18 protein-coding genes are annotated in these 19,067 nt (G+C 54.3%); 9 read left to right on the top strand and 9 right to left on the bottom strand.

Annotation, left to right across the window (positions count from 1 at the left end; all coding sequences use genetic code 11):
- The first annotated feature begins 57 nt into the window (after positions 1-57).
- Positions 58-1,038: a YdcK family protein gene (gene ydcK / locus EoCCA6_RS01060; protein ID WP_152081069.1), complete on the top strand. Its 981-nt coding sequence runs from the start codon at positions 58-60 to the stop codon at positions 1,036-1,038.
- Between the two features lie 67 nt (positions 1,039-1,105).
- Here the strand turns inward: ydcK and EoCCA6_RS01055 are convergent, their stop codons facing one another.
- The 3 genes from EoCCA6_RS01055 to EoCCA6_RS01045 all read right to left on the bottom strand — a co-directional run bounded on the left by EoCCA6_RS01055 (position 1,106) and on the right by EoCCA6_RS01045 (position 4,946).
- Positions 1,106-2,761, bottom strand: coding sequence for a glucan biosynthesis protein D (locus EoCCA6_RS01055; RefSeq protein WP_152081068.1), 1,656 nt, complete (start codon positions 2,759-2,761; stop codon positions 1,106-1,108).
- A 231-nt stretch (positions 2,762-2,992) separates the two neighbouring features.
- Complete coding sequence (locus tag EoCCA6_RS01050) at positions 2,993-3,766, bottom strand: ABC transporter substrate-binding protein (RefSeq protein ID WP_152081067.1); 774 nt, start codon at positions 3,764-3,766, stop codon at positions 2,993-2,995.
- 10 nt (positions 3,767-3,776) lie between these two features.
- Complete coding sequence (locus EoCCA6_RS01045; RefSeq protein WP_152081066.1) at positions 3,777-4,946, bottom strand: pyridoxal phosphate-dependent aminotransferase; 1,170 nt, start codon at positions 4,944-4,946, stop codon at positions 3,777-3,779.
- A gap of 112 nt (positions 4,947-5,058) precedes the next feature.
- Here EoCCA6_RS01045 and EoCCA6_RS01040 point away from each other — a divergent pair, with 112 nt between their 5' ends.
- Positions 5,059-5,901 carry a LysR family transcriptional regulator gene (locus EoCCA6_RS01040; RefSeq protein WP_152081065.1) on the top strand — a complete coding sequence of 281 codons (843 nt, stop codon included), beginning with the start codon at positions 5,059-5,061 and terminating at the stop codon, positions 5,899-5,901.
- On the opposite strand, the gene EoCCA6_RS01035 is transcribed toward EoCCA6_RS01040, so the two are convergent.
- Both EoCCA6_RS01035 and hglS read right to left on the bottom strand, forming a co-directional pair.
- Positions 5,888-7,393, bottom strand: coding sequence for a carboxylesterase/lipase family protein (locus EoCCA6_RS01035; RefSeq protein WP_152081064.1), 1,506 nt, complete (start codon positions 7,391-7,393; stop codon positions 5,888-5,890). The genes EoCCA6_RS01040 and EoCCA6_RS01035 overlap by 14 nt on opposite strands.
- A 42-nt stretch (positions 7,394-7,435) precedes the next feature.
- Positions 7,436-8,779: a 2-oxoadipate dioxygenase/decarboxylase HglS gene (gene hglS / locus EoCCA6_RS01030; RefSeq protein WP_152081063.1), complete on the bottom strand. Its 1,344-nt coding sequence runs from the start codon at positions 8,777-8,779 to the stop codon at positions 7,436-7,438.
- A gap of 227 nt (positions 8,780-9,006) precedes the next feature.
- Between hglS and EoCCA6_RS01025 the strand changes: the two genes are divergently transcribed.
- Entirely contained in the window at positions 9,007-9,930 is a 924-nt protein-coding gene (locus tag EoCCA6_RS01025) for a LysR substrate-binding domain-containing protein (protein ID WP_152081062.1), read from the top strand.
- 284 nt (positions 9,931-10,214) lie between these two features.
- The gene (locus EoCCA6_RS01020; protein WP_152081061.1) at positions 10,215-12,599 is read left to right on the top strand and encodes a glucose/quinate/shikimate family membrane-bound PQQ-dependent dehydrogenase; all 2,385 of its coding nucleotides are present in this window, start codon (positions 10,215-10,217) and stop codon (positions 12,597-12,599) included.
- 90 nt (positions 12,600-12,689) lie between these two features.
- Here the strand turns inward: EoCCA6_RS01020 and EoCCA6_RS01015 are convergent, their stop codons facing one another.
- The 3 genes from EoCCA6_RS01015 to EoCCA6_RS01005 all read right to left on the bottom strand — a co-directional run bounded on the left by EoCCA6_RS01015 (position 12,690) and on the right by EoCCA6_RS01005 (position 15,968).
- Positions 12,690-14,381, bottom strand: coding sequence for a methyl-accepting chemotaxis protein (locus EoCCA6_RS01015; RefSeq protein ID WP_152081060.1), 1,692 nt, complete (start codon positions 14,379-14,381; stop codon positions 12,690-12,692).
- A 162-nt stretch (positions 14,382-14,543) separates the two neighbouring features.
- Positions 14,544-15,662, bottom strand: coding sequence for an S-(hydroxymethyl)glutathione dehydrogenase/class III alcohol dehydrogenase (locus EoCCA6_RS01010; protein WP_152081059.1), 1,119 nt, complete (start codon positions 15,660-15,662; stop codon positions 14,544-14,546).
- A gap of 30 nt (positions 15,663-15,692) precedes the next feature.
- Positions 15,693-15,968 carry a metal/formaldehyde-sensitive transcriptional repressor gene (locus EoCCA6_RS01005; protein ID WP_152081058.1) on the bottom strand — a complete coding sequence of 92 codons (276 nt, stop codon included), beginning with the start codon at positions 15,966-15,968 and terminating at the stop codon, positions 15,693-15,695.
- Between the two features lie 498 nt (positions 15,969-16,466).
- Between EoCCA6_RS01005 and EoCCA6_RS01000 the strand changes: the two genes are divergently transcribed.
- Positions 16,467-16,739, top strand: coding sequence for a CsbD family protein (locus EoCCA6_RS01000; RefSeq protein WP_152081057.1), 273 nt, complete (start codon positions 16,467-16,469; stop codon positions 16,737-16,739).
- A 43-nt stretch (positions 16,740-16,782) separates the two neighbouring features.
- Here the strand turns inward: EoCCA6_RS01000 and EoCCA6_RS00995 are convergent, their stop codons facing one another.
- The gene (locus tag EoCCA6_RS00995; RefSeq protein WP_152081056.1) at positions 16,783-16,986 is read right to left on the bottom strand and encodes a hypothetical protein; all 204 of its coding nucleotides are present in this window, start codon (positions 16,984-16,986) and stop codon (positions 16,783-16,785) included.
- Between the two features lie 181 nt (positions 16,987-17,167).
- Between EoCCA6_RS00995 and ycgZ the strand changes: the two genes are divergently transcribed.
- The 4 genes from ycgZ to EoCCA6_RS00975 all read left to right on the top strand — a co-directional run bounded on the left by ycgZ (position 17,168) and on the right by EoCCA6_RS00975 (position 19,056).
- Entirely contained in the window at positions 17,168-17,407 is a 240-nt protein-coding gene (gene ycgZ, locus EoCCA6_RS00990) for a regulatory protein YcgZ (RefSeq protein ID WP_152081055.1), read from the top strand.
- A 121-nt stretch (positions 17,408-17,528) separates the two neighbouring features.
- Positions 17,529-17,828 (top strand): hypothetical protein, encoded by a 300-nt coding sequence (locus EoCCA6_RS00985; RefSeq protein ID WP_152081054.1) that lies wholly within the window; start codon positions 17,529-17,531, stop codon positions 17,826-17,828.
- 23 nt (positions 17,829-17,851) lie between these two features.
- The gene (locus EoCCA6_RS00980; protein WP_152081053.1) at positions 17,852-18,130 is read left to right on the top strand and encodes a biofilm development regulator YmgB/AriR family protein; all 279 of its coding nucleotides are present in this window, start codon (positions 17,852-17,854) and stop codon (positions 18,128-18,130) included.
- A 185-nt stretch (positions 18,131-18,315) separates the two neighbouring features.
- Complete coding sequence (locus tag EoCCA6_RS00975; protein ID WP_152081052.1) at positions 18,316-19,056, top strand: DeoR/GlpR family DNA-binding transcription regulator; 741 nt, start codon at positions 18,316-18,318, stop codon at positions 19,054-19,056.
- Positions 19,057-19,067: the final 11 nt, after the last annotated feature.

Here is a 19,067-nt window from a genome sequence, read left to right as displayed (position 1 = left end):
CTTCGAAAACCCTAATCTTTGCTACGTTTAGTTAAGACGCTTATCAGAGATCACATAATGAAAAAGTACCGACTCAGCGAGGAAACTCGTCTCTGGCACTGGCAAAACGGCGAGACAGTATCAACGGCCACGCTCAGGCAGATTATTGCCACGGCTGATTTTAACGATATCGTCAGCGGGACGAAAGGCGGCTGGATCGAGGATGAGAGCGCCCTCGCACAGGACGGAAACTGCTGGATATACGATGAAAACAGCGTGGTTTTTGCCGGGGCAAAAATCGTCGATAATGCCCGTCTCACCCAGCCCTGCGTGATCAGCCATCATGCTGAGGTTGGCGGCAATAGCTGGCTGGATGCCGCGCAGGTCAGCCACGGTGCAAAAATAAGTGACAACGTCACTATACAGCAATCCGCTATCCGCGGCGAGTGCCACATTTATGGCAACGCCCGCATTCTTCATCACAGCCAGGTCATCGCGGCGAAAGGGCTTACGCCCGACCACGAACAGATCCTTAAGATTTACGATAACGCCACGGTGAGCCAGTCCCGTGTTGTACATCAGGCGCAAATCTACGGCGACGCCATGGTGAATTATGCCTTTATTGAGCACCGCGCAGAGGTGTTTGATCGCGCGGTTCTCGACGGAAACGATCTCAATAACGTCTGGGTTTGCGACTGTGCCAAAGTTTATGGCAATGCGCGTCTGATTGCAGGCCAGGACGATGACGCTATCCCCACCCTGCGCTACAGCTCTCAGGTGGCGGAAAACGCCGTTATCGAGGGTAACTGCGTGATCAAACATCATGTACTGATTGGCGGACAGGCGTGGCTACGCGGAGGGCCCATTTTGATTGACGATAAAGTCGTTATTCAGGGGCGCGCGCGCATCTTCGGCAACGTGTTGATCGAGCATCGGGTTGAAATCACCGATGATGCGGTTATCGAAGCCTTTGCGGGAGAAAGCATTCATCTTCGCGGGGAAAAGGTGATCAATGGGACTCAGCGGATCACCCGCACGCCCCTGCTGGGCGCGCTATAACGCCTGTCGACGCTAACCTCATTCAGGCCGGGTATGGCGAAGCCTTTACCCGGCACATTTCACGAGATTAACGCATGATGCGATCGTCAACGTAGTTACGTTTGTCCGGTGCGGGCGGGAAATACTGATACAGCCATGTTTCACTGATGGCATCACCCTGACAGCGCAGGAACATGCGCATATCTACCGGCTCCGTTGAATCCGACGTTGGATACCAGTCAAACAGAATACGATACCCGTCAAATGGCTCAACGTAGAGGATCTCAACCTGCTTCGCTTCGCCGCTGGAGAGGGTGATCACCGGTTCAATCCCCTTCGGTGCCGCCGCCTTCAGATCGCCACCGACAAAATCAATGGCAAAACGACGAGCCCACACTTTCGGGTAATTTTCACCCGGTGCCCACCCTTCCGGGAACCCACCCATACCGGTGCGTGTGGCGTAGACATTTGCCAGCGGTGAACGGACCGGAGGCTGCGCGCTCCAGTAGAGGCGATATTTGAAGTTAAGCTCATCACCCGCTTCCACCGTTTTTTCCGGCTGCCAGAAGCACACCACGTTATCGAGTGTTTCACCGGTGGTCGGGATCTCCATCAGACCCACAGAGCCTTTCCCCCAGTTGTTGCGCGGCTCCACCCACAGGCTTGGACGCTTGTTATACCAGCCCATGATGTCCTGATAGTGCGAGAAATCGCGGTCAAGCTGCAGCAGACCAAAGCCTTTCGGGTTCTTGTCCATGTAAGCATTGAACTGCAGTTTCTGCGGATTGTTCAGCGGGCGGCAGATCCACTCGCCATTACCGCGCCACATGGCCAGGCGGTCAGAATCGTGGATTTGCGGGTGAATGGTGTCGCACATGCGGCGTTCGTTATTGCCGCAGCTAAACATACTGGTCATCGGCGCGATGCCCAACTGTTTGATGTCTTTACGCGCATAGAGATGGTTTTCCACCTCCATGATCACCTGGTTCTTCTCGCAGTGGATCACAAACTTATAGGCACCGGTGATACTCGGGCTGTCCAGCAGCGTATAAACGGTAAAGGTCGTGTCGCCTGGCTTGACGGTTTCAAACCAGAATGCGGTGAAATCCGGGAACTCTTCCGGCGTGTCGGTAAAGGTATCTACCGCCAGACCACGCGCAGACAGGCCGTACTGGTAAGTATCATCCACAGCACGGAAATAGCTTGCCCCCAGGAAAGAGACGATATCGCGACGCGCCAGTTCAGGCGCTTTAAAGGCGCGGAAGCCCGCAAAACCGAGATCGCTTTGCCCTTCCAGTTGCCGGGTATCAACACCCGTATCGCCATAGCTGAACAGCTCCGGCCGGAAATGGATCTCACGCGCCTGGGAGGTCGCCTGATCCAGGGAGAACATGCGCACGCGGCGGCGGAACCCCATTCCCATATGGAAGAACTGCACGTCCAGCTGACGGCCTTCAATGTTGTTCCACAGCGACTGTTTCTCATCGTACCGAATGGCGTTATAAGCCTGTGGCGTCATAGTCGCCAGGGTTTCCGGCAGCGGACGCGGCGCACCTCCCCACGGAGTTTTCGCCAGGTCGTGAGCCATGGATTGCAGCACGGAGAAGTCAAAACGACGGCTCTGACCGTCGGCGATGTCGGAATCAGCAGCATATGCTGCCTGGGAAAACAGTGAAGCGAGGCCAGAAGTGCCGCTCAGGGCAGCCATTGCCAGCGAGCCTTTTAGAAAACGTCTGCGATTCATGCCTGAGAAAACGTCCTTATGGTCGTGTGAATGAGTTTCGCGCCCGGCGAAATGACGGCAAGAAAGAACGCACAGCCTAAACAAAAACGGTTAAGAATCCAATTGTTGACCGGCGATTATATGCACAAACTAAGAAATATTTTATGTCGACCAGAACGGCCTGAAAGTGGTGTAAAGAAAGGTATAAAAAAGCCCCAGTCAGACATCAGTAACTGGGGCCAAACGAGGCGGTTATTTTACGCTGACATCGATACCCGGAAAGTACTTATCAGCGAGTTTAGCGATCGTGCCGTCGGCACGTACTTTATCTATTGCGGCATCAAGTTGCTTTTTGGTGGCCTCATCCCCCTTACGCAACCCAAAGCCGATACCACTGCCGAGGATCGTGTCGTCAGACACGGGTTTGCCGATAAAGCCAAACCCTTTCCCCTGCGGCTTGCTCAGGAAACCCGCCTGCCCGGCCGCTGACATTACCAGCGAGGCATCAATACGGCCATTCAGCAAGTCTCCCCAGGCCATATTCTGATCTTTATAAGACACCACGGTGACACCGTGCTTTTCCCAGTGCTCTTTTGCATAGGTTTCCTGAATGGAACCCTGCAGAACGCCGATGGTTTTACCTTTCAGCCCTTCAGGCGTCGCCTCTACCGCCGTACCAACTTTACCCACTAACTGTGACGGAATACGGTAGACAGGCTGCGTAAAATCAATACTCTGACGACGTTGCTCGGTGATGTTCATCGCCGAATTAATGGCATCGAATTTCTTCGCCACCAGACCTGGGATCAGTGCATCAAACGACGTTTCAACCCAGGTGCATTTCAGAGCTGCAGCTTTACAAATCGCATTACCCAGCTCAATGTCGAACCCTTCCAGTTCGCCGGAGGCGTTGCGGCTCTCAAACGGCGGGTATTCAGCTTCCAGGCCGTAACGTAACTCGGTGGCAGCGAACGAAGAAAATGCACACAGCAGTCCCATGCCGACAACTAACGCGCGTAATTTCATCTCAAACTCCTTAGCGTGGTTTAACCCGACACAGGGCCTGGGCACCTGCCCGTAACGTCGCCTCATCTTTCGCAAAAGAGAGACGAATGAATTTATTGTCTGTGCCATCCGCATAAAACGCCGACAGCGGTATCGTGGCAACGCCGCACTCGATAATCAGCCGTTTCACCATGTCGCTGTCACGCTCATCGCTGAAGTGGCTGTAATCTGCCAGCAGGAAGAACGATCCGGCGCTCGGCAACAGCTTAAACGGTGAATCCGTCAGCAGATTTTGCAGCAGATCGCGCTTGCGCTGATAAAACGCCGCCAGGGACAGCCAGGTTTGCGGATCGGTCATATGCTCGGCAAACGCGTACTGCATTGGGGTATCGGCAGAAAACATCAAAAATTGATGGACCTTGCAAATCTCGTCCATCAGGTCTGCTGGTGCAACACAATACCCCACACGCCAGCCGGTCACGTGATAGGTTTTTCCGAAAGATGAGATAATAACGCTACGCTCCGCCAGTTGGGGATGCGTCGCCATTCCGTGGTGCGGCTCGCCATCAAATACCACGTGTTCATACACTTCGTCAGACAAAATAATGATATCGGTGTTGCGCGTCAGCGCCGCCAGCTGTTGCAGGTCATTCGCAGAGAAGACCTGGCCGCTCGGGTTATGTGGCGTATTGATGATGATCATCCGCGTTTTTGGCGTGATCGCCGCGCGCACTTCATCCCAGTTGACGGCAAAATCCGGCACCGTCAGTTTGATCGCTACGGGCGTTGCGCCCTGCAGGCGGACAATCGGCGCATAGCTGTCAAACGACGGCTCAAAGTAAATCACCTCATCGCCCGGATGCACCAGCCCGCTGATGGCCGAGTAAAGCCCTTCACTGGCGCTGGCGGTCACCAGCACTTCACTGGCCGGGTCATACTGCGTGCCGTAGAGCGTAGCAATTTTTTCTGCGATACGTTCTTTCAGTGGCTGCAGGCCGGTCATCGCCGCGTACTGGTTGTGCCCGGCTTCCATGGCTCGGGTCACGCCGGCCACCAGTTTTGGATCGCAGGAAAAATTAGGCGCGCCCTGAGAAAGGTTGATGGCGTTATGCTGCGCGGAAAGCTGGCCGATAACGGTAAAAATGGTCGTACCCACATCAGGCAGTTTTGAACGTGTCTGCACCGGCGTTCGTAAAGTCATCCTCTATCCCTTCTCATGAATATTGCATAACTATTCAAACAACAAGTCAGTTGTCGGGACAATCGAATTGTTGTCATAATAGCCATGAGAAAAATGCATACCTGAGGTGTTTATGTCGCGCCGTTCATTCCCGCTCAATGCCGTAGACGCATTTTTAGTCACTGCGCGGCATCTGAATCTCACCCATGCCGCCGGAGAATTGTGTCTGACGCAGGGGGCCGTGAGCCGTAAAATTGCCTCTCTTGAAGCGTGGTTCGGGTTTCCGCTCTTTGAACGCCACGCGCGCGGTTTACGCCTCTCTTCTCAGGGCAGCGCCCTGCTGCCGGAGCTGCAATCAGCCTTTGAGCACCTGCTGACCATCGCCGACCGGGCCCGCGCTCACCAGACCGTGATTCGCCTGAAAGCGCCGACCTGCGCCATGCGCTGGCTGGTGCCGCGTCTGTTAAAGGTGGAGCGTGAGCAGCCGGACCTGCAAATTGCACTCACTACAACGACCGATCATAACGTCAATTTCAAAACGGAGTCCTATGACGCGGCCATTGTCTTTGGCACACATATGAGTGCGGGCGATCTGCTGTTTGAAGAGGCGTTAACGCCGGTAATTAGCCCGCTGCGGTCGGGCGTGGCGCTGGAGTCGCTCACCTTCCTGCATCCCACAAGGGATAAGACCGACTGGTCGCTGTGGCTAGCAAAACAGGCGATACCGACTTTTACCATGCACAAAAATCAACACTTCGATACGATGGATCTCGCCATTACGGCCGCCATCCAGGGACTGGGCGTGGCCATTGCCGATGAAACGCTGGTGGCGGAAGATATCCGCGCCGGACGGCTGTCGCGGCCTTTTGACTCAAGCATTAAAACGGGTGCCAGTTACCGCCTGGTAATGCGCGACACGCAAAGCGACGAGAATGGCCTTATTGCGTTTCGCGACTGCCTGCTTAGTCGAGACTGACGTGGTGTTTCATTACCCGTTTGAAAAGGCTCATTCGGGCGCGCATAAAACGGTTTTCAAGCCTGAAACCTGCATGTTTATTCACACCTATACGTAACAGAACGTCACGTCCTTTACGGCACGCAGGCCAGTGCGTTGGCCCCGGTAAGATATCGCGAGTCCCTGCTTCACGTGCGAAGTTCACCCAATAATCCGCGACCTGGGCAGAAAACTGGCGGTCGCGTTCGTTCACATAGTGGCGCGAAGGCTCCACTTCACCGAGTGTGTCAAACACATAAGGCACTTCGTTGCCGTGCCAGGCACCGTTAATGTAGGTCGCGTGTTCGGCTTCTGCCACATAGTCAAACCAGTAGCGCCAGCACAGCCCGCCAACGCGCTGCTGCGCCTGCATGACAACGTAGCCCATAGTGGTAAAAGCCATATCCCGGCAAACCTGCCGCCCCAGTTCTTCATCCCCCTTCACGCCAGGATAAAGCAGCTTAATCAGCCCCAGACCAAAACGTCTTTCGCGGCGAAGTTTTTGAATCTGCCCGGCGAGATCAACGCCGAACACCGCCATCACGCTCGCCTCATCGCTGTTCGAACCGATCATCACCGGAACAGGATGCTGGCGGGCAGCAAAGAAGACATCAAGCATGGCCTCCGGCAGAACGCAATCCCCCACAATGGGAGCCGGGGCGATATTCAGCGGTGACTCAAGCGGCCAGAACGCGTCAGCAGGAATGGCGCGTAGCTGTTCTGCAGTGGCATTCTCAAGCCCAAAATGGCGGGCCAGCGCTTCCCCTTGTTTCAGCGCCTGTTCACGCGGCGTATCCGGCAAGGTATACCCGCTCTGCACAATGGCTTTGTGGAACAATCCTTCCGCCAGAGGGGATGCCAGCAGCGAGAGCACGCTGCGCGCACCGGCAGATTCCCCAAACAGCGTGATGTTGTCAGGATCGCCACCAAACGCTGCAATGTTGTCTCGCACCCAGTTAAGGGCCGCGATTTGGTCAAGCAGTGCAAAGTTATGCACCACGCGATCGTCTTCACCTTCCAGTGCAGGATGCGCAAAAAAACCGAGATGGCCGAGCCGGTAATTGATCGTCACCACGATCACATTACGCTTTGCCAGCGCCCTGCCGTGATAGGGAGGCAGGCCACCCGCGCCGATGGTAAACCCTCCGCCGTGCAGCCAGACCATCACCGGCAGTGGAGAAGCACGCGAGACGGGCGACCAGACGTTAAGGTAAAGACAATCTTCGGAGAACTGGCCGGGATCGCCGCCCCCCAGTTCCTGGCAATATTCGCTGTTTTGCCAGCTTGATGCAGAAAATGCCGTCGCCTGGCGCACGCCCTCCCGGTTTTCGGGCGGCCGCGGAGCGCGCCAGCGCCATTGACCAACAGGCGGTGCGGCATAAGGGATGCCATACCACGCATACACATCGTCATCAGTGAAACCAATCAGTGCGCCCTGGCGCGTTTCAACCACAGGGGCGGAGGGATTTTGCATACCGGCCTTCTTTTTCCATCACACCCCTGAAGAGTAACGATTTCAGAGCAAACCGCAACGCTGTTTGCTGCGGGTTTCCGCCTCCTGGTAGAGCGTGAACTCGTCATGCACCGGGCGGCCCAGCGCCGCTTCGAAAGCCTCGCGGCTGGCATTGCCGTGGCTGCGTGCCTGGGTTTCGTTGCCGAGATTTGACTGGAAAATCCCTGCCGCGCTGACGGGCAGAAAATCTTCATACGTGATCGGCTGCGCCACCACCCAGCCCCGCTCGATCAGCGGTTGCGGATCGTCGCCAGGACGAAAGGCGTGACGGTGCGCCTCGCCTGCAGGTGTCAGACGATAACGGAAATAGGCCAGTTCCTGTCGGCGCAGAAACATCTCGCTGTCCGGGAAGGCACTGAACATGTCCCGCAGGTGAAGCTGGTGCGTCAGGTTGTCTTTGCCCGTCCCGGCCTGTCCGAGCAGGCTGTCGTACAGCTCACGGCCTTTTGGCGTGAGTGCCACTCCCCGCTGTTCAATCTCACCGAAACGCGCCGTGTGCGTGCCTTTATGTTCGCCGGAAAAAAGTACCGGCTCCTCCAGCGCCTTAAAGCTGGTCTGGCGCAGCAAAATAGGCACTTCACGACGCGGTGGCCCTTCAATCAGAATTTTCGGCTCAATGCCGTACTTCGGCATCAGTTCCTGCACCCGGTCGATATCCAGCGTGCGCGGCGTAAGATGGTTAATGTGGCAGCCGGGGAAGCAGACCACATCGGCAATCAGGCGGTGCTCATTGCTCAGGGCCAGGTACGTATCCTGATCGACCGTTGCATGGCGGTGCCAGCGGAACGTTTCCAGCGCTTCATGAACAAACTCGCGCGCCTGCGTTTCGGTAAATTGCCCTTCTGACTCGTGCAGTGCGATCAGTTCAAGACAACGCGGGGTAAAGATGTTACGCCGGGAGAGAATATCAGCCGCACGCTGGCGCAGGTCGGCGTTATCAATCAACTCCAGACGCAGCAGCGAGGTAAAAATACGAAACGGATTGCGGCACAGAGCCGCATCATCAATCGGACGAAACGCTGTTGAGTGAACAGGAACACCGGCCTGCGAGAGATCGTAATAGCTGACCGGATACATGCCCATAATCGCGAACATCCGGCGTAAGGTGGAGAGTTCCTGCGCGGTGCCCACGCGAATGGCTCCGTGACGTTCAACATTCAGCCGCGCCAGTTCATCGGCGTTCGCCAGTTGTTCATGTAACTGCGGATTATTTTCCAGAACCGCCAGGTTCACGTCCGCCACCAGTTCCAGCAACGTGCCGTACTGCGGAACTTCCTGCTGGTACATCGCCGACATAGCCTGCGAAAAGTGTTCCCGAATATCATCAGCCGTGATGGTGTTCGCCATGATGTCATGCCTCCAGTGAATATTACCTGGAGTGTAGAGAAGCCCGCCCTCACTGGCGGGAAGAATTTACGAATTGTGATCCAGGCAGGCGAGTGGTCAAAGCCTGCGCGTTGTCGAAAACAGGTTGTAACTCAAACAGATCAAATGTTAAAAATATTTTGCTATCAAGTTATCAAAATTAAACAACTTAACTTGTCACCCGCATCGCTCTGTTTTTAACATCGCCTATGGAAAAAAATGGTCTGTTCAGTCAGCGCATACGCTTGCGCCATTTACATACATTTGTGGCCGTCGCTCAACAGGGAACGCTGGGGCGAGCGGCTGAAACCCTTAACCTCAGTCAGCCCGCGTTGTCGAAAACACTGAACGAGCTGGAACAGCTTACCGGAACCCGATTGTTCGATCGTGGTCGCCTTGGCGCGCAACTTACGCTTGTGGGCGAGCAATTTCTGACGCACGCGGTGAAAGTTCTCGATGCGCTTAATACGGCGGGTCAGGCGTTAAACCGCAAAGAGGAGCCGGCCAGCGATATTGTGCGTGTGGGGGCTCTCCCGACGGCGGCGCTGGGCATTTTGCCTGCTGTAATTGGTCAGTTCCACAAGCAGCAAAAGCACGCCACGCTTCAGGTCGCAACCATGAATAACACCATGCTGCTTGCGGGGCTAAAATCAGGAGAGCTGGATCTCGGTATCGGCCGGATGTCCGATCCTGAACTGATGAGCGGGCTTAACTATGAACTTTTGTTCCTGGAATCGCTGAAGCTGGTCGTGCGTCCCAATCATCCGCTTTTACATGATACCGTCACGTTAAGCCGAGTAATGGAGTGGCCTGTTGTGGTATCACCAAAAGGAACAGTGCCGCGTCAGAATGCCGAGGCGTTGCTGCAAATGCAGGGCTGTTCGCTACCTGCCGGGTGCATTGAAACCCTGTCGGCTTCCCTTTCTCGTCAGCTTACCGTGGATTATGACTACGTCTGGTTCGTGCCATCCGGTGCAGTCAAAGACGATTTACGCCGTGGTACGCTCACCGCCTTGCCGGTTACTTCCCCTGGCGCAGGTGAACCAATTGGGGTCCTGACCCGTGTGGATGCCCCGCTCTCCTCAGGCGCGCAGACGCTACTCAGCGCCATCCGCAAGTCCATGCCAGCCTGATCATCGCTTCATCCTTCCTTCGCCCGCCGCCACGGCGGGTATATCTGCCCTTTAATCAAATAATGCGAAATCTTTCATTAACAATTGCGCAAAACAATTTAACAGTTTTATCATAGCGGCGAATTCACCAAATGGTTCGCATGTGATTTTTTAGTCGTGAATTCCTACGCTATTTAAACGGTTTTCAACCGTAAACCATCGTAACTCTCGCCTTCAGTTATCCAACTGGTACAGATGCCGCACAGCATAAACCTGAAGAGGTGGGAGTATTTAAGGAGACAGAAATGGCTTTTGGCAACGCGCCGCGTGGGATACCTCGTATCCTGCAGTGGCTTCTTGCCGGACTGATGGCGCTCATCGGTCTGGCAGTTGGCGGGCTGGGCTTCAGGCTCGCCACAGCAGGCGGAAGTAGGTACTTCCTGATCATGGGCGTGGTGATGGTGATTGCTGCTATCCTGATTTTCGCCAGTCGGATTAGCGGGATCATTCTCTACGCAATTGCGTTTATTGCATCACTATTCTGGGCGGTGAGCGATGCGGGCTGGGATTTCTGGCCGCTCTTCTCGCGCCTGTTTACCTTCGCCGTTCTCGCCCTGCTGTGCGCCATTGTCTGGCCTTTCCTGCGGGCAGCAAACAGCAGTACACCGATCAACAAAGCCCCTGCATTTAGCATAGCCGCCGTGCTGGCCGTGGCGATGCTGGTGAGCCTTGGCTGGATGTTTAAACCACAAACGCTTGTGGCGGCTAACGAGCCGGTTCCGGTAAAACCGGTTGCGCCCGGTGAACAGCAAAAAAACTGGGAACACTGGGGCAACACCACCCACGGCGATCGCTTCGCCGCACTGGATCAAATCAACAAACAGAACGTCAGCGAACTGAAAGTGGCCTGGGTTGCCCACACGGGTGACATTCCACAGAGCAACGGCTCCGGCGCGGAAGACCAGAACACCCCGTTACAGGTTGGCGACACTCTGTATGTTTGTACGCCATACAGTAAAGTGCTGGCGCTGGATGTGGACTCCGGTAAAGAGAAATGGCGTTACGATTCAAAAGCCACGGCTCCTAACTGGCAGCGCTGCCGTGGCCTGGGCTATTTCGAAGATCGCTCAACCGTGACAACGTCACAAACAGAAACAAAGCCTGCGGCCTGTTCCCGTCGTTTGTTCCTCCCGACGACCGATGCACGCCTGATTGCCATCAATGCCGACAACGGCAACCTTTGTGACGATTTTGGCGACCACGGCACCGTTGACCTGAGCGTGGGCATGGGTGAAATCAAACCGGGCTATTACCAGCAGACGTCTACGCCACTGGTGGCGGGGAACGTGGTGGTGATCGGCGGACGCGTGGCGGATAACTTCTCCACCGGTGAACCGCCGGGCGTGGTGCGAGCTTATGACGTGCATACCGGTAAGCTGGCATGGGCGTGGGACCCAGGCAATCCCGCGCTGACCGGCCTGCCGCCGGAAGGCCAGACCTGGACGCGTGGTACGCCGAACGTCTGGTCTGCTATGGCATACGACGCAAAGCTGAATCTGATCTATCTGCCGACCGGAAATGCCACGCCAGACTTCTGGGCGGGTGAACGTACTGCGCTGGATGATAAATACAGTTCGTCCATTGTTGCGGTTGACGCAACGACCGGTCAGGTGCGCTGGCATTTCCAGACCACCCATCACGATCTGTGGGACTTTGACCTGCCTTCTCAGCCGCTGCTGTACGATCTGCCAGACGGTAAAGGTGGCACAACGCCTGTGCTGGTGCAGACCAGTAAGCAGGGCATGATCTTTATGCTCAACCGTGAAACCGGTAAGCCGGTTGCCAAAGTGGAAGAGCGCCCTGTTCCTGCCGGTAACGTTGAGGGTGAGCGCTACTCACCCACTCAGCCTTACTCTGTTGGTATGCCGATGATTGGTAACCAGACGCTGACGGAGTCCGACATGTGGGGTGCCACGCCTGTCGACCTGCTGCTGTGCCGCATTCAGTTTAAAGAGATGCGTCACCAGGGTGTCTTTACGCCGCCTGGGCTGGACCGCTCCCTGCAGTTCCCTGGCTCGCTCGGCGGTATGAACTGGGGCAGCGTGTCGGTTGATCCGAACAATAGCCTGATGTTCGTTAATGATATGCGTCTGGGGCTGGCAAACTATATGGTGCCACGCGCGAACGTCGCGAAAAACGCCAGCGGCATTGAGATGGGGATTGTACCAATGGACGGCACGCCGTTCGGCGCAATGCGCGAGCGTTTCCTGTCGCCACTGGGTATTCCGTGTCAGAAGCCACCGTTTGGCACCCTGTCAGCGGTTGACCTCAAATCAGGCAAGCTGGTGTGGCAGGTTCCGGTCGGCACCGTGGAAGATACCGGTCCGCTCGGCATTCGCATGCATATGCCGATCCCAATCGGGATGCCGACACTGGGCGCGTCACTGTCGACGCAGTCTGGCCTGCTGTTCTTTGCCGGGACTCAGGACTTCTACCTGCGTGCGTTTGATACCGCAACCGGGAAAGAGATCTGGAAAGACCGCCTGCCTGTGGGCAGCCAGTCCGGCCCGATGACCTACGTTTCACCGAAAACCGGCAAACAGTACATCATCATTAATGCGGGCGGCGCGCGCCAGTCCCCGGATCGGGGTGATTATGTGATTGCGTATGCGTTACCGGATAAGAAGTAACAGATGACAAAAGGGACCGAGAGGTCCCTTTTTTGTAGGCCGGTATGTAGGTCGGGTAAGGCGAAGCCGCCACCCGACACAACACGCCACTCAGAACGTCTCCCAGTTATCCCCGGAAACCGTCGTCGCCGGGCGCAATGGCGCGCTCATTGCCACTGGCGCAGACGTCACCGTGCGGCCAGTCTTCGCCCCGTTAAGACGAAACGCCCCGACCGCCTCGGTCAGTCGTGCGCCCTGTTCTTCCAGTGACGCGGCGGCGGCGGAGGCTTCCTCCACCAGCGAGGCGTTCTGCTGGGTGACTTTATCCATCTCTGAAATCGCCTGGCTGACCTGCACGATTCCACGGCTCTGCTCATCAGACGCAGCGGCAATTTCCAGCATGATATCGGTGACGCGTTTAACCGCCTCGACGATTTCATTCATGGTGTTACCCGCCGCCACGACTTCACCGGAACCCTGGTCAATCAGCGAGACGGATTCATTGATCAGGCTTTCAATCTCTTTTGCCGCATTCGCACTGCGGCTTGCCAGGGTGCGCACTTCACTCGCCACCACCGCAAAACCACGACCTTGCTCACCGGCTCGCGCTGCTTCTACCGCCGCGTTAAGCGCCAGAATATTGGTCTGGAAGGCGATGCTGTTGATAACCGCCGTGATTTCAGAAATTTTCTTCGAACTGGTGGAGATGTTCCCCATCGTTTTCACCACGCCAGACACCATCTGACCGCCACGGCTGGCTTTGCCGGACGCATCTTCCGCCAGTTTGCTGGCATGGTGAGCGTTATCGGCGTTCTGCTTCACGGTGGCCGTCAGCTGTTCCATGCTCGCAGCCGTCTGCTCAATGGCGGCGGCCTGTTGCTCGGTTCGTGATGAGAGATCGGTATTCCCGGCTGAAATCTCGCTGGTACCGCGATAGATCTCTTCCGCCCCCTGACGCACAGTGCCTACCGTCGTCACCAGTGAATGCTGCATGGTTTGCAGATCACGCGTCAGACGGCCGATTTCACTGCGTCCTGCCGCGTCATCCGGCATCGTCAGATCACCCTTCGCAATGTTCGCGATGCGCGTGGCGGCGCGTTGCAGTGGGTTAATCACCGTGCGGCGCAGTACGATAAAGGTCATTGCCGTCAGCACCAGCGCCAGCGCGAAAGCCCCCACCATAAACATCAGGCCCAGTTGTGTACGGGTATGAGCCTGTTTCGTGAGGGCGTTAGCGCGGTCGGTGCGGATTTTAATGGCTTTCATCAGCACGTCATTGTAGGCATCATCCAGCGGACGTGCGGTTTCATTTTCGTGGTTGATGATGGCTTCAAACATGCCGTTTTTGGCGAATTTCAGCATCGGCTGAAGACCCGCGATATACGCCTCGTAACGCGCTTTCAGGTCGGCATCCAGCGCTTCGTCCGCAGGGCTACGAACACTGCGATTCATGTACGTGGCAAAACCGTCCTGCGATTGCTTAATGCGGGTTTCTGCCTCGCTGATGTTCTTCTTCATTGCGTCCATTTCAGCAATACGACTCGCAGCACCTGCGTGGATCATATTGATGCGTGCGGTACGCAAATGGTTCGAGCTATTCGATAGCCCCATACGCACCTGGATTTCAGATGTGACATCCTGCTGATCGTTATCGGCCTGTAACAGGAAATATCCTGCCAGACCAGCGCTCAAAGCAAACAGAAGAATGATGCCACCGAGAATGGAGGAAAACAGCGGAACCAGCCTGATATGATGCAGGAAGCTCAGCTTGTGCTGCGCCTGCACCGATGTTGTGTTGTCCATGACCGTCGACTCTCTTTATAGGTAAGATGCGTAAAAACACGCCTGTGAAATAGTCATCGGCACAACGGGAAATTAGATTACGGCTAAAAGCGCCAGACAGGTCACACTTTAGAGAAGATTATTAAAGAAAAGCCAGCGGTAAAAAAACCGCTGGCAGAATAATCAGTTGTCACCGAAATGGATAACGGTACGAATGGATTTGCCTTCGTGCATCAGGTCGAACGCCTCATTGATCTGATCCAGCGGCAGGCGGTGAGTGATGAAAGGATCGAGCTGGATTTTCCCGGCCATCGCCTCTTCAACCATACCCGGCAACTGGGTACGACCTTTCACGCCCCCGAATGCCGACCCGCGCCATACGCGCCCTGTCACCAGCTGGAACGGACGGGTTTTGATCTCCTGGCCTGCCCCCGCCACGCCAATGATAATGCTCTCGCCCCAGCCTTTATGGCAGCATTCCAGCGCAGAACGCATCACATTGACGTTACCAATACATTCAAAACTGAAGTCAACGCCGCCGTCGGTCAGTTCAACAATCACGTCCTGAACCGGTTTATCGTAATCTTTCGGGTTCACGAAATCGGTCGCGCCCATTTCGCCAGCCAGTTTGAATTTCTCCGGGTTGGTATCCACTGCGATGATACGACCGGCTTTTGCCTGTACCGCGCCCTGGATCACCGCCAGGCCAATCCCGCCCAGACCGAATACCGCAACGGTATCACCTTCTTTAACCTTCGCGGTGTTATGCACCGCGCCAATACCGGTGGTCACGCCACAGCCCAGCAGACAGACTTTATCCAGCGGTGCCTGTGGGTTGACCTTCGCCAGCGAGATCTCCGCGCAAACGGTGTATTCGCTAAAGGTGCTGGTGCCCATGTAGTGGTAGATTGGCTCACCGTTATAAGAGAAACGGGTGGTGCCGTCTGGCATCAGGCCTTTCCCCTGCGTGGCGCGCACCGCCTGGCAGAGGTTGGTTTTGCCGGATTTACAGAACTTACACTCGCCACATTCAGCGGTGTAGAGCGGAATAACATGGTCGCCCGGTTTCAGGCTGGTGACGCCCTCACCCACTTCCACCACGATACCGCCCCCTTCATGGCCGAGCACCGCCGGGAACACGCCTTCAGGGTCATCACCTGACAGGGTAAACGCATCGGTATGACATACGCCGGTGTGGGTGATTTTGATCAGCACTTCGCCTTTTTTTGGCGGTGCAACGTCGATTTCAACGATTTTAAGCGGCTGGCCTGGGCCAAATGCGACAGCTGCGCGAGATTTCATAATGACTTCCCTTATGTGATGTCTGTGGGTTTATTTTAGATAAGAGCGCAGCAAATGGCCGACTTCTGCCATTCGTACTCCCCGCTGATCGGGAGTTGTCTCCCCCGTCACCAGCTCATCTTTGAGGTGAATTTCGACCATTTCGCCCATCAGACCATTGGCAGCCCCGCGCACGGCGGCAATTTGCTGCAGGATGGCCAGACAGGGATCGCCGGATTCCAGCGCACGTTCGAGGGCATCAACCTGGCCCCGAATGCGGCGGACGCGAGTCAGGATGCGTTTTTTATCCTGCGGTGAATGCGGCATATGCACTCCTTTATATACTATAGGGGGGTATAGTAATTTTTTATAGTCCTGATGTAAAGCCGAACAGTACCTGGGAAACGATACGATCGCTCATGGCGTTGTGCGGGTTTATTAATGAAGATGGCACTTCTATGGTGTGCGGTCGTATTTCTGTCACTACTCACACTCTATAAAGTTATTCCGCCTGACACGCAGTATGCTATTGCTGAGCAATTTTGAAATATATAGAGACGAATTAATTATGGATTTTGTTTTGTACGTTTTTTTCAGTACAGCCATATATTTGCTTATGCAAAAAAATAATCAGGTCGTCACTTCATGACATACTGATTCCCTCAGAAAAGGGTCGTCCCCTGTGAACACGTGCGTCGTCAGCCAGCATTGCGATGGAGACATATCCTAAAAAGGATGGATTTCAACGTTCAGCCTCCCCGTTCAGCAAAGAGAGTCTATCCTTAGTGTATTAACAAAAGAATGTATTAACAAAAGGAGGTAACAATGTCTGATTTCGAAGCTGATAAACATGCTAAATACGCAGGTGATAAAGCGGAAAATAAACTCGACGAACTGGCAGGCTCTGCGCAACAGCAGTTTGGCGAATTTGTTGATTCACCAAAACATCAGGTTAAAGGTGCGGCTAAAAAATACGCTGCACAGGCCAGTGACGCCGTTTCCGATGTAACTGAAGCCGTCAGAAATAACCCTCTGTCAGGGTTAATTGCTGCAGGTGCAGTTGGTGTGGTTCTGGGGCTGTTACTGGGTCGCAAATAATATCAGGCCCCGCGGGGCCTTATTCTTTACGCTCCCTGCAGGATCACCGCTGACCAGAAACACCTGTACCTATCAGACCGGACAAAATAACGGCCTCCGCACCCGAGCAGACGTCGATCTCTTCGCCCAGCAAGTGCCAGACTCCCCGCGACGTTCCACCATTTTCAACGTCGGTAATAAGAACGTCTGAATAATAGGCTTTCTGAACAATGCCTCTGAACTTAATCCAATAGTAACCGTCTTGCATGGCATACCCTCCTTTATGGCATGGTTAAAGTATTGCAGAGATCCAGAAAATATGTGACGAGGCCGGGATCTTTTCTCCTGCCCGAAAAAAACTTGTACAATTTAACTGTACAGATTTCTGTTCATGGTATAGATTCAATCACAACAATGTTAATGAAATGTTCGATAACGGTGGTTTAATCATGCGTCGCAATCAGGCTCCCTCTTCTGCAGAGAACGCTATCAACTTATATTTTAACAAAAATAATTTACCCACTCAGCAGGAGACGCTGGGGCTGCTCGTCAGTGAAATCATCAAAGAAAATGTACAATTGAGCAGAATGACAATTTGTACAAAGCTGTTGCGTCGCATTGAAGAGTCATCCTGTGAGGTTGAAAAGGCGCACTATAACGGTCTCATCGCACTCTTCTTCGAGCGTTAACTTGAATACTGATTTTTAACTTACTAAGTTGGTTACGCAGAGAAAGAGAATATATTCACCATTACGCGCTAACTAACCCAATGTTACAGCCTGCAGGGTGTAGCAGAGTGAGACTGAAGCTATGCACAGAACTAAGTTTGAACGACTGAAAGATGACTTAATTGGTGAAGCCGTATTATTGATACTGAAAGAGCACGGGCCAATCACCTTTACATCTCTGGCTAATCGACTGCATACGATGGCAAATGTTGAATCGAATCATGAACGTAAAAATGCATTGATTGCGGCTGAAGATGAAGTTCGCCAGAGGATCGCTGGCGTCCCGCACGATCGCGGAAGCGTTATTGGCGATTATAACGTCGGAAGAATTCGCTCTCTGTTCAAAAAAGAGACCCTGATTCCCCCGGACAAGAAACACTAATTAATACGGATATGGTGATAATCATGAGTAAGGCCATGAGACAGCAGAATAACATTTTTGAAGCGCTACAGGATAAAGGACTGGCCGAACATTTTCTCAACGCGGGAAGTCATCTCAATGATGAGGCAGAAGTATTAGGCTCCGCGATACGCTGTATTATGCTCTGCGGGGATAACCTCACCAATAAAGAACTTATTTTGCAATTGATTCATGCTCTCGAAATCACAAAAGAGCCTGAAGCCTGTGATGTCATTCGTAATACCCTTGAAATTGTTGTCGGCTATACCCGAGACGACATTTAACGCCCGACGGGAAAGCCAGCCAAACCAACCGATTCAGTTAAGGCGTTGGTGGATATTTTCAATCGCCACCAGCGTTCAGGCTGTCCTTAAGCCTTCCTTTATATCCCCTGCCATGAACGATTCCTTTTTCTGACAAATGCTGTAATATGCAATTTATTGCGACATTTTGCAGGATTTCAGCCCCCATGCACAAAACCGCCAGACAAAATTATGTGCTTGATATCATTAGTGAGAAAGGCCAGGCCAGCATTACGGAGCTTGCAGAGAAGTTGCAGGTTTCTGCTGATACCATCCGCCGCGATCTCACCGAGCTGGAAAAACAGGGACTGGCGCAAAAGAACCACGGTGGCGCTATCGCACTGAATCTTTCCGCTATGAATCGTCAAAGCAGAAACACGTTACTGCCGCAAACCAAACAGCGTCTTGGTCAACAGGTGGCGGAACGCGTTCCAGCCGGTTCAACGCTATTTCTGGACGCGGGCAGCACGGTAATGGCCGTCGCACGCTTTCTTAAAGGGCCGCTGACGGTGATCACCACCTCGCTGGATATCGCCCAACACGTTAGCGATCGCGATGATATTGAGCTCATCCTGCTCGGTGGGAGATGGGACCAGAAGCAACGCTTGTTCGCCGGAAGCGCCACGCTGTCGCTGCTCTCCCGCTACCGGGCGGATATCGCGATCCTCGGAGCCTGCGCCATTCATGCGCAGCTTGGCCTAAGCGCCAGCAAAGAGGCCGATGCGGAAGTCAAACGGGCGATGCTGGCGGCAAGCCATGAACACTGGATCGTTGCCGATCATCTGAAACTGAACCATTGCGAGCCCTATCTGGTTTCCGGATTATCCGGGATTCATCAACTGTTTTTAGATCGTCCGTGGGCAGAGCTTGGGGACAACAGCGCATTGCACGTCACTGTTTGCGCGTAATAACGTGGAGA

The sequence above is a fragment of the Enterobacter oligotrophicus genome, from assembly GCF_009176645.1.
GTDB classification, from domain to species: domain Bacteria; phylum Pseudomonadota; class Gammaproteobacteria; order Enterobacterales; family Enterobacteriaceae; genus Enterobacter; species Enterobacter oligotrophicus.
This window is presented reverse-complemented; position numbering and strand designations above follow the sequence as displayed.

Excerpts from the sequence above, each read along its gene's own strand:
- ydcK (WP_152081069.1), top strand. The coding sequence starts at position 58 with ATGAAAAAGTACCGACTCAGCGAGGAAACTCGTCTCTGGCACTGGCAA.
- EoCCA6_RS01055 (WP_152081068.1), bottom strand. The coding sequence starts at position 2,761 with ATGAATCGCAGACGTTTTCTAAAAGGCTCGCTGGCAATGGCTGCCCTG.
- EoCCA6_RS01050 (WP_152081067.1), bottom strand. The coding sequence starts at position 3,766 with ATGAAATTACGCGCGTTAGTTGTCGGCATGGGACTGCTGTGTGCATTT.
- EoCCA6_RS01045 (WP_152081066.1), bottom strand. The coding sequence starts at position 4,946 with ATGACTTTACGAACGCCGGTGCAGACACGTTCAAAACTGCCTGATGTG.
- EoCCA6_RS01040 (WP_152081065.1), top strand. The coding sequence starts at position 5,059 with ATGTCGCGCCGTTCATTCCCGCTCAATGCCGTAGACGCATTTTTAGTC.
- EoCCA6_RS01035 (WP_152081064.1), bottom strand. The coding sequence starts at position 7,393 with ATGCAAAATCCCTCCGCCCCTGTGGTTGAAACGCGCCAGGGCGCACTG.
- hglS (WP_152081063.1), bottom strand. The coding sequence starts at position 8,779 with ATGGCGAACACCATCACGGCTGATGATATTCGGGAACACTTTTCGCAG.
- EoCCA6_RS01025 (WP_152081062.1), top strand. The coding sequence starts at position 9,007 with ATGGAAAAAAATGGTCTGTTCAGTCAGCGCATACGCTTGCGCCATTTA.
- EoCCA6_RS01020 (WP_152081061.1), top strand. The coding sequence starts at position 10,215 with ATGGCTTTTGGCAACGCGCCGCGTGGGATACCTCGTATCCTGCAGTGG.
- EoCCA6_RS01015 (WP_152081060.1), bottom strand. The coding sequence starts at position 14,381 with ATGGACAACACAACATCGGTGCAGGCGCAGCACAAGCTGAGCTTCCTG.
- EoCCA6_RS01010 (WP_152081059.1), bottom strand. The coding sequence starts at position 15,662 with ATGAAATCTCGCGCAGCTGTCGCATTTGGCCCAGGCCAGCCGCTTAAA.
- EoCCA6_RS01005 (WP_152081058.1), bottom strand. The coding sequence starts at position 15,968 with ATGCCGCATTCACCGCAGGATAAAAAACGCATCCTGACTCGCGTCCGC.
- EoCCA6_RS01000 (WP_152081057.1), top strand. The coding sequence starts at position 16,467 with ATGTCTGATTTCGAAGCTGATAAACATGCTAAATACGCAGGTGATAAA.
- EoCCA6_RS00995 (WP_152081056.1), bottom strand. The coding sequence starts at position 16,986 with ATGCAAGACGGTTACTATTGGATTAAGTTCAGAGGCATTGTTCAGAAA.
- ycgZ (WP_152081055.1), top strand. The coding sequence starts at position 17,168 with ATGCGTCGCAATCAGGCTCCCTCTTCTGCAGAGAACGCTATCAACTTA.
- EoCCA6_RS00985 (WP_152081054.1), top strand. The coding sequence starts at position 17,529 with ATGCACAGAACTAAGTTTGAACGACTGAAAGATGACTTAATTGGTGAA.
- EoCCA6_RS00980 (WP_152081053.1), top strand. The coding sequence starts at position 17,852 with ATGAGTAAGGCCATGAGACAGCAGAATAACATTTTTGAAGCGCTACAG.
- EoCCA6_RS00975 (WP_152081052.1), top strand. The coding sequence starts at position 18,316 with ATGCACAAAACCGCCAGACAAAATTATGTGCTTGATATCATTAGTGAG.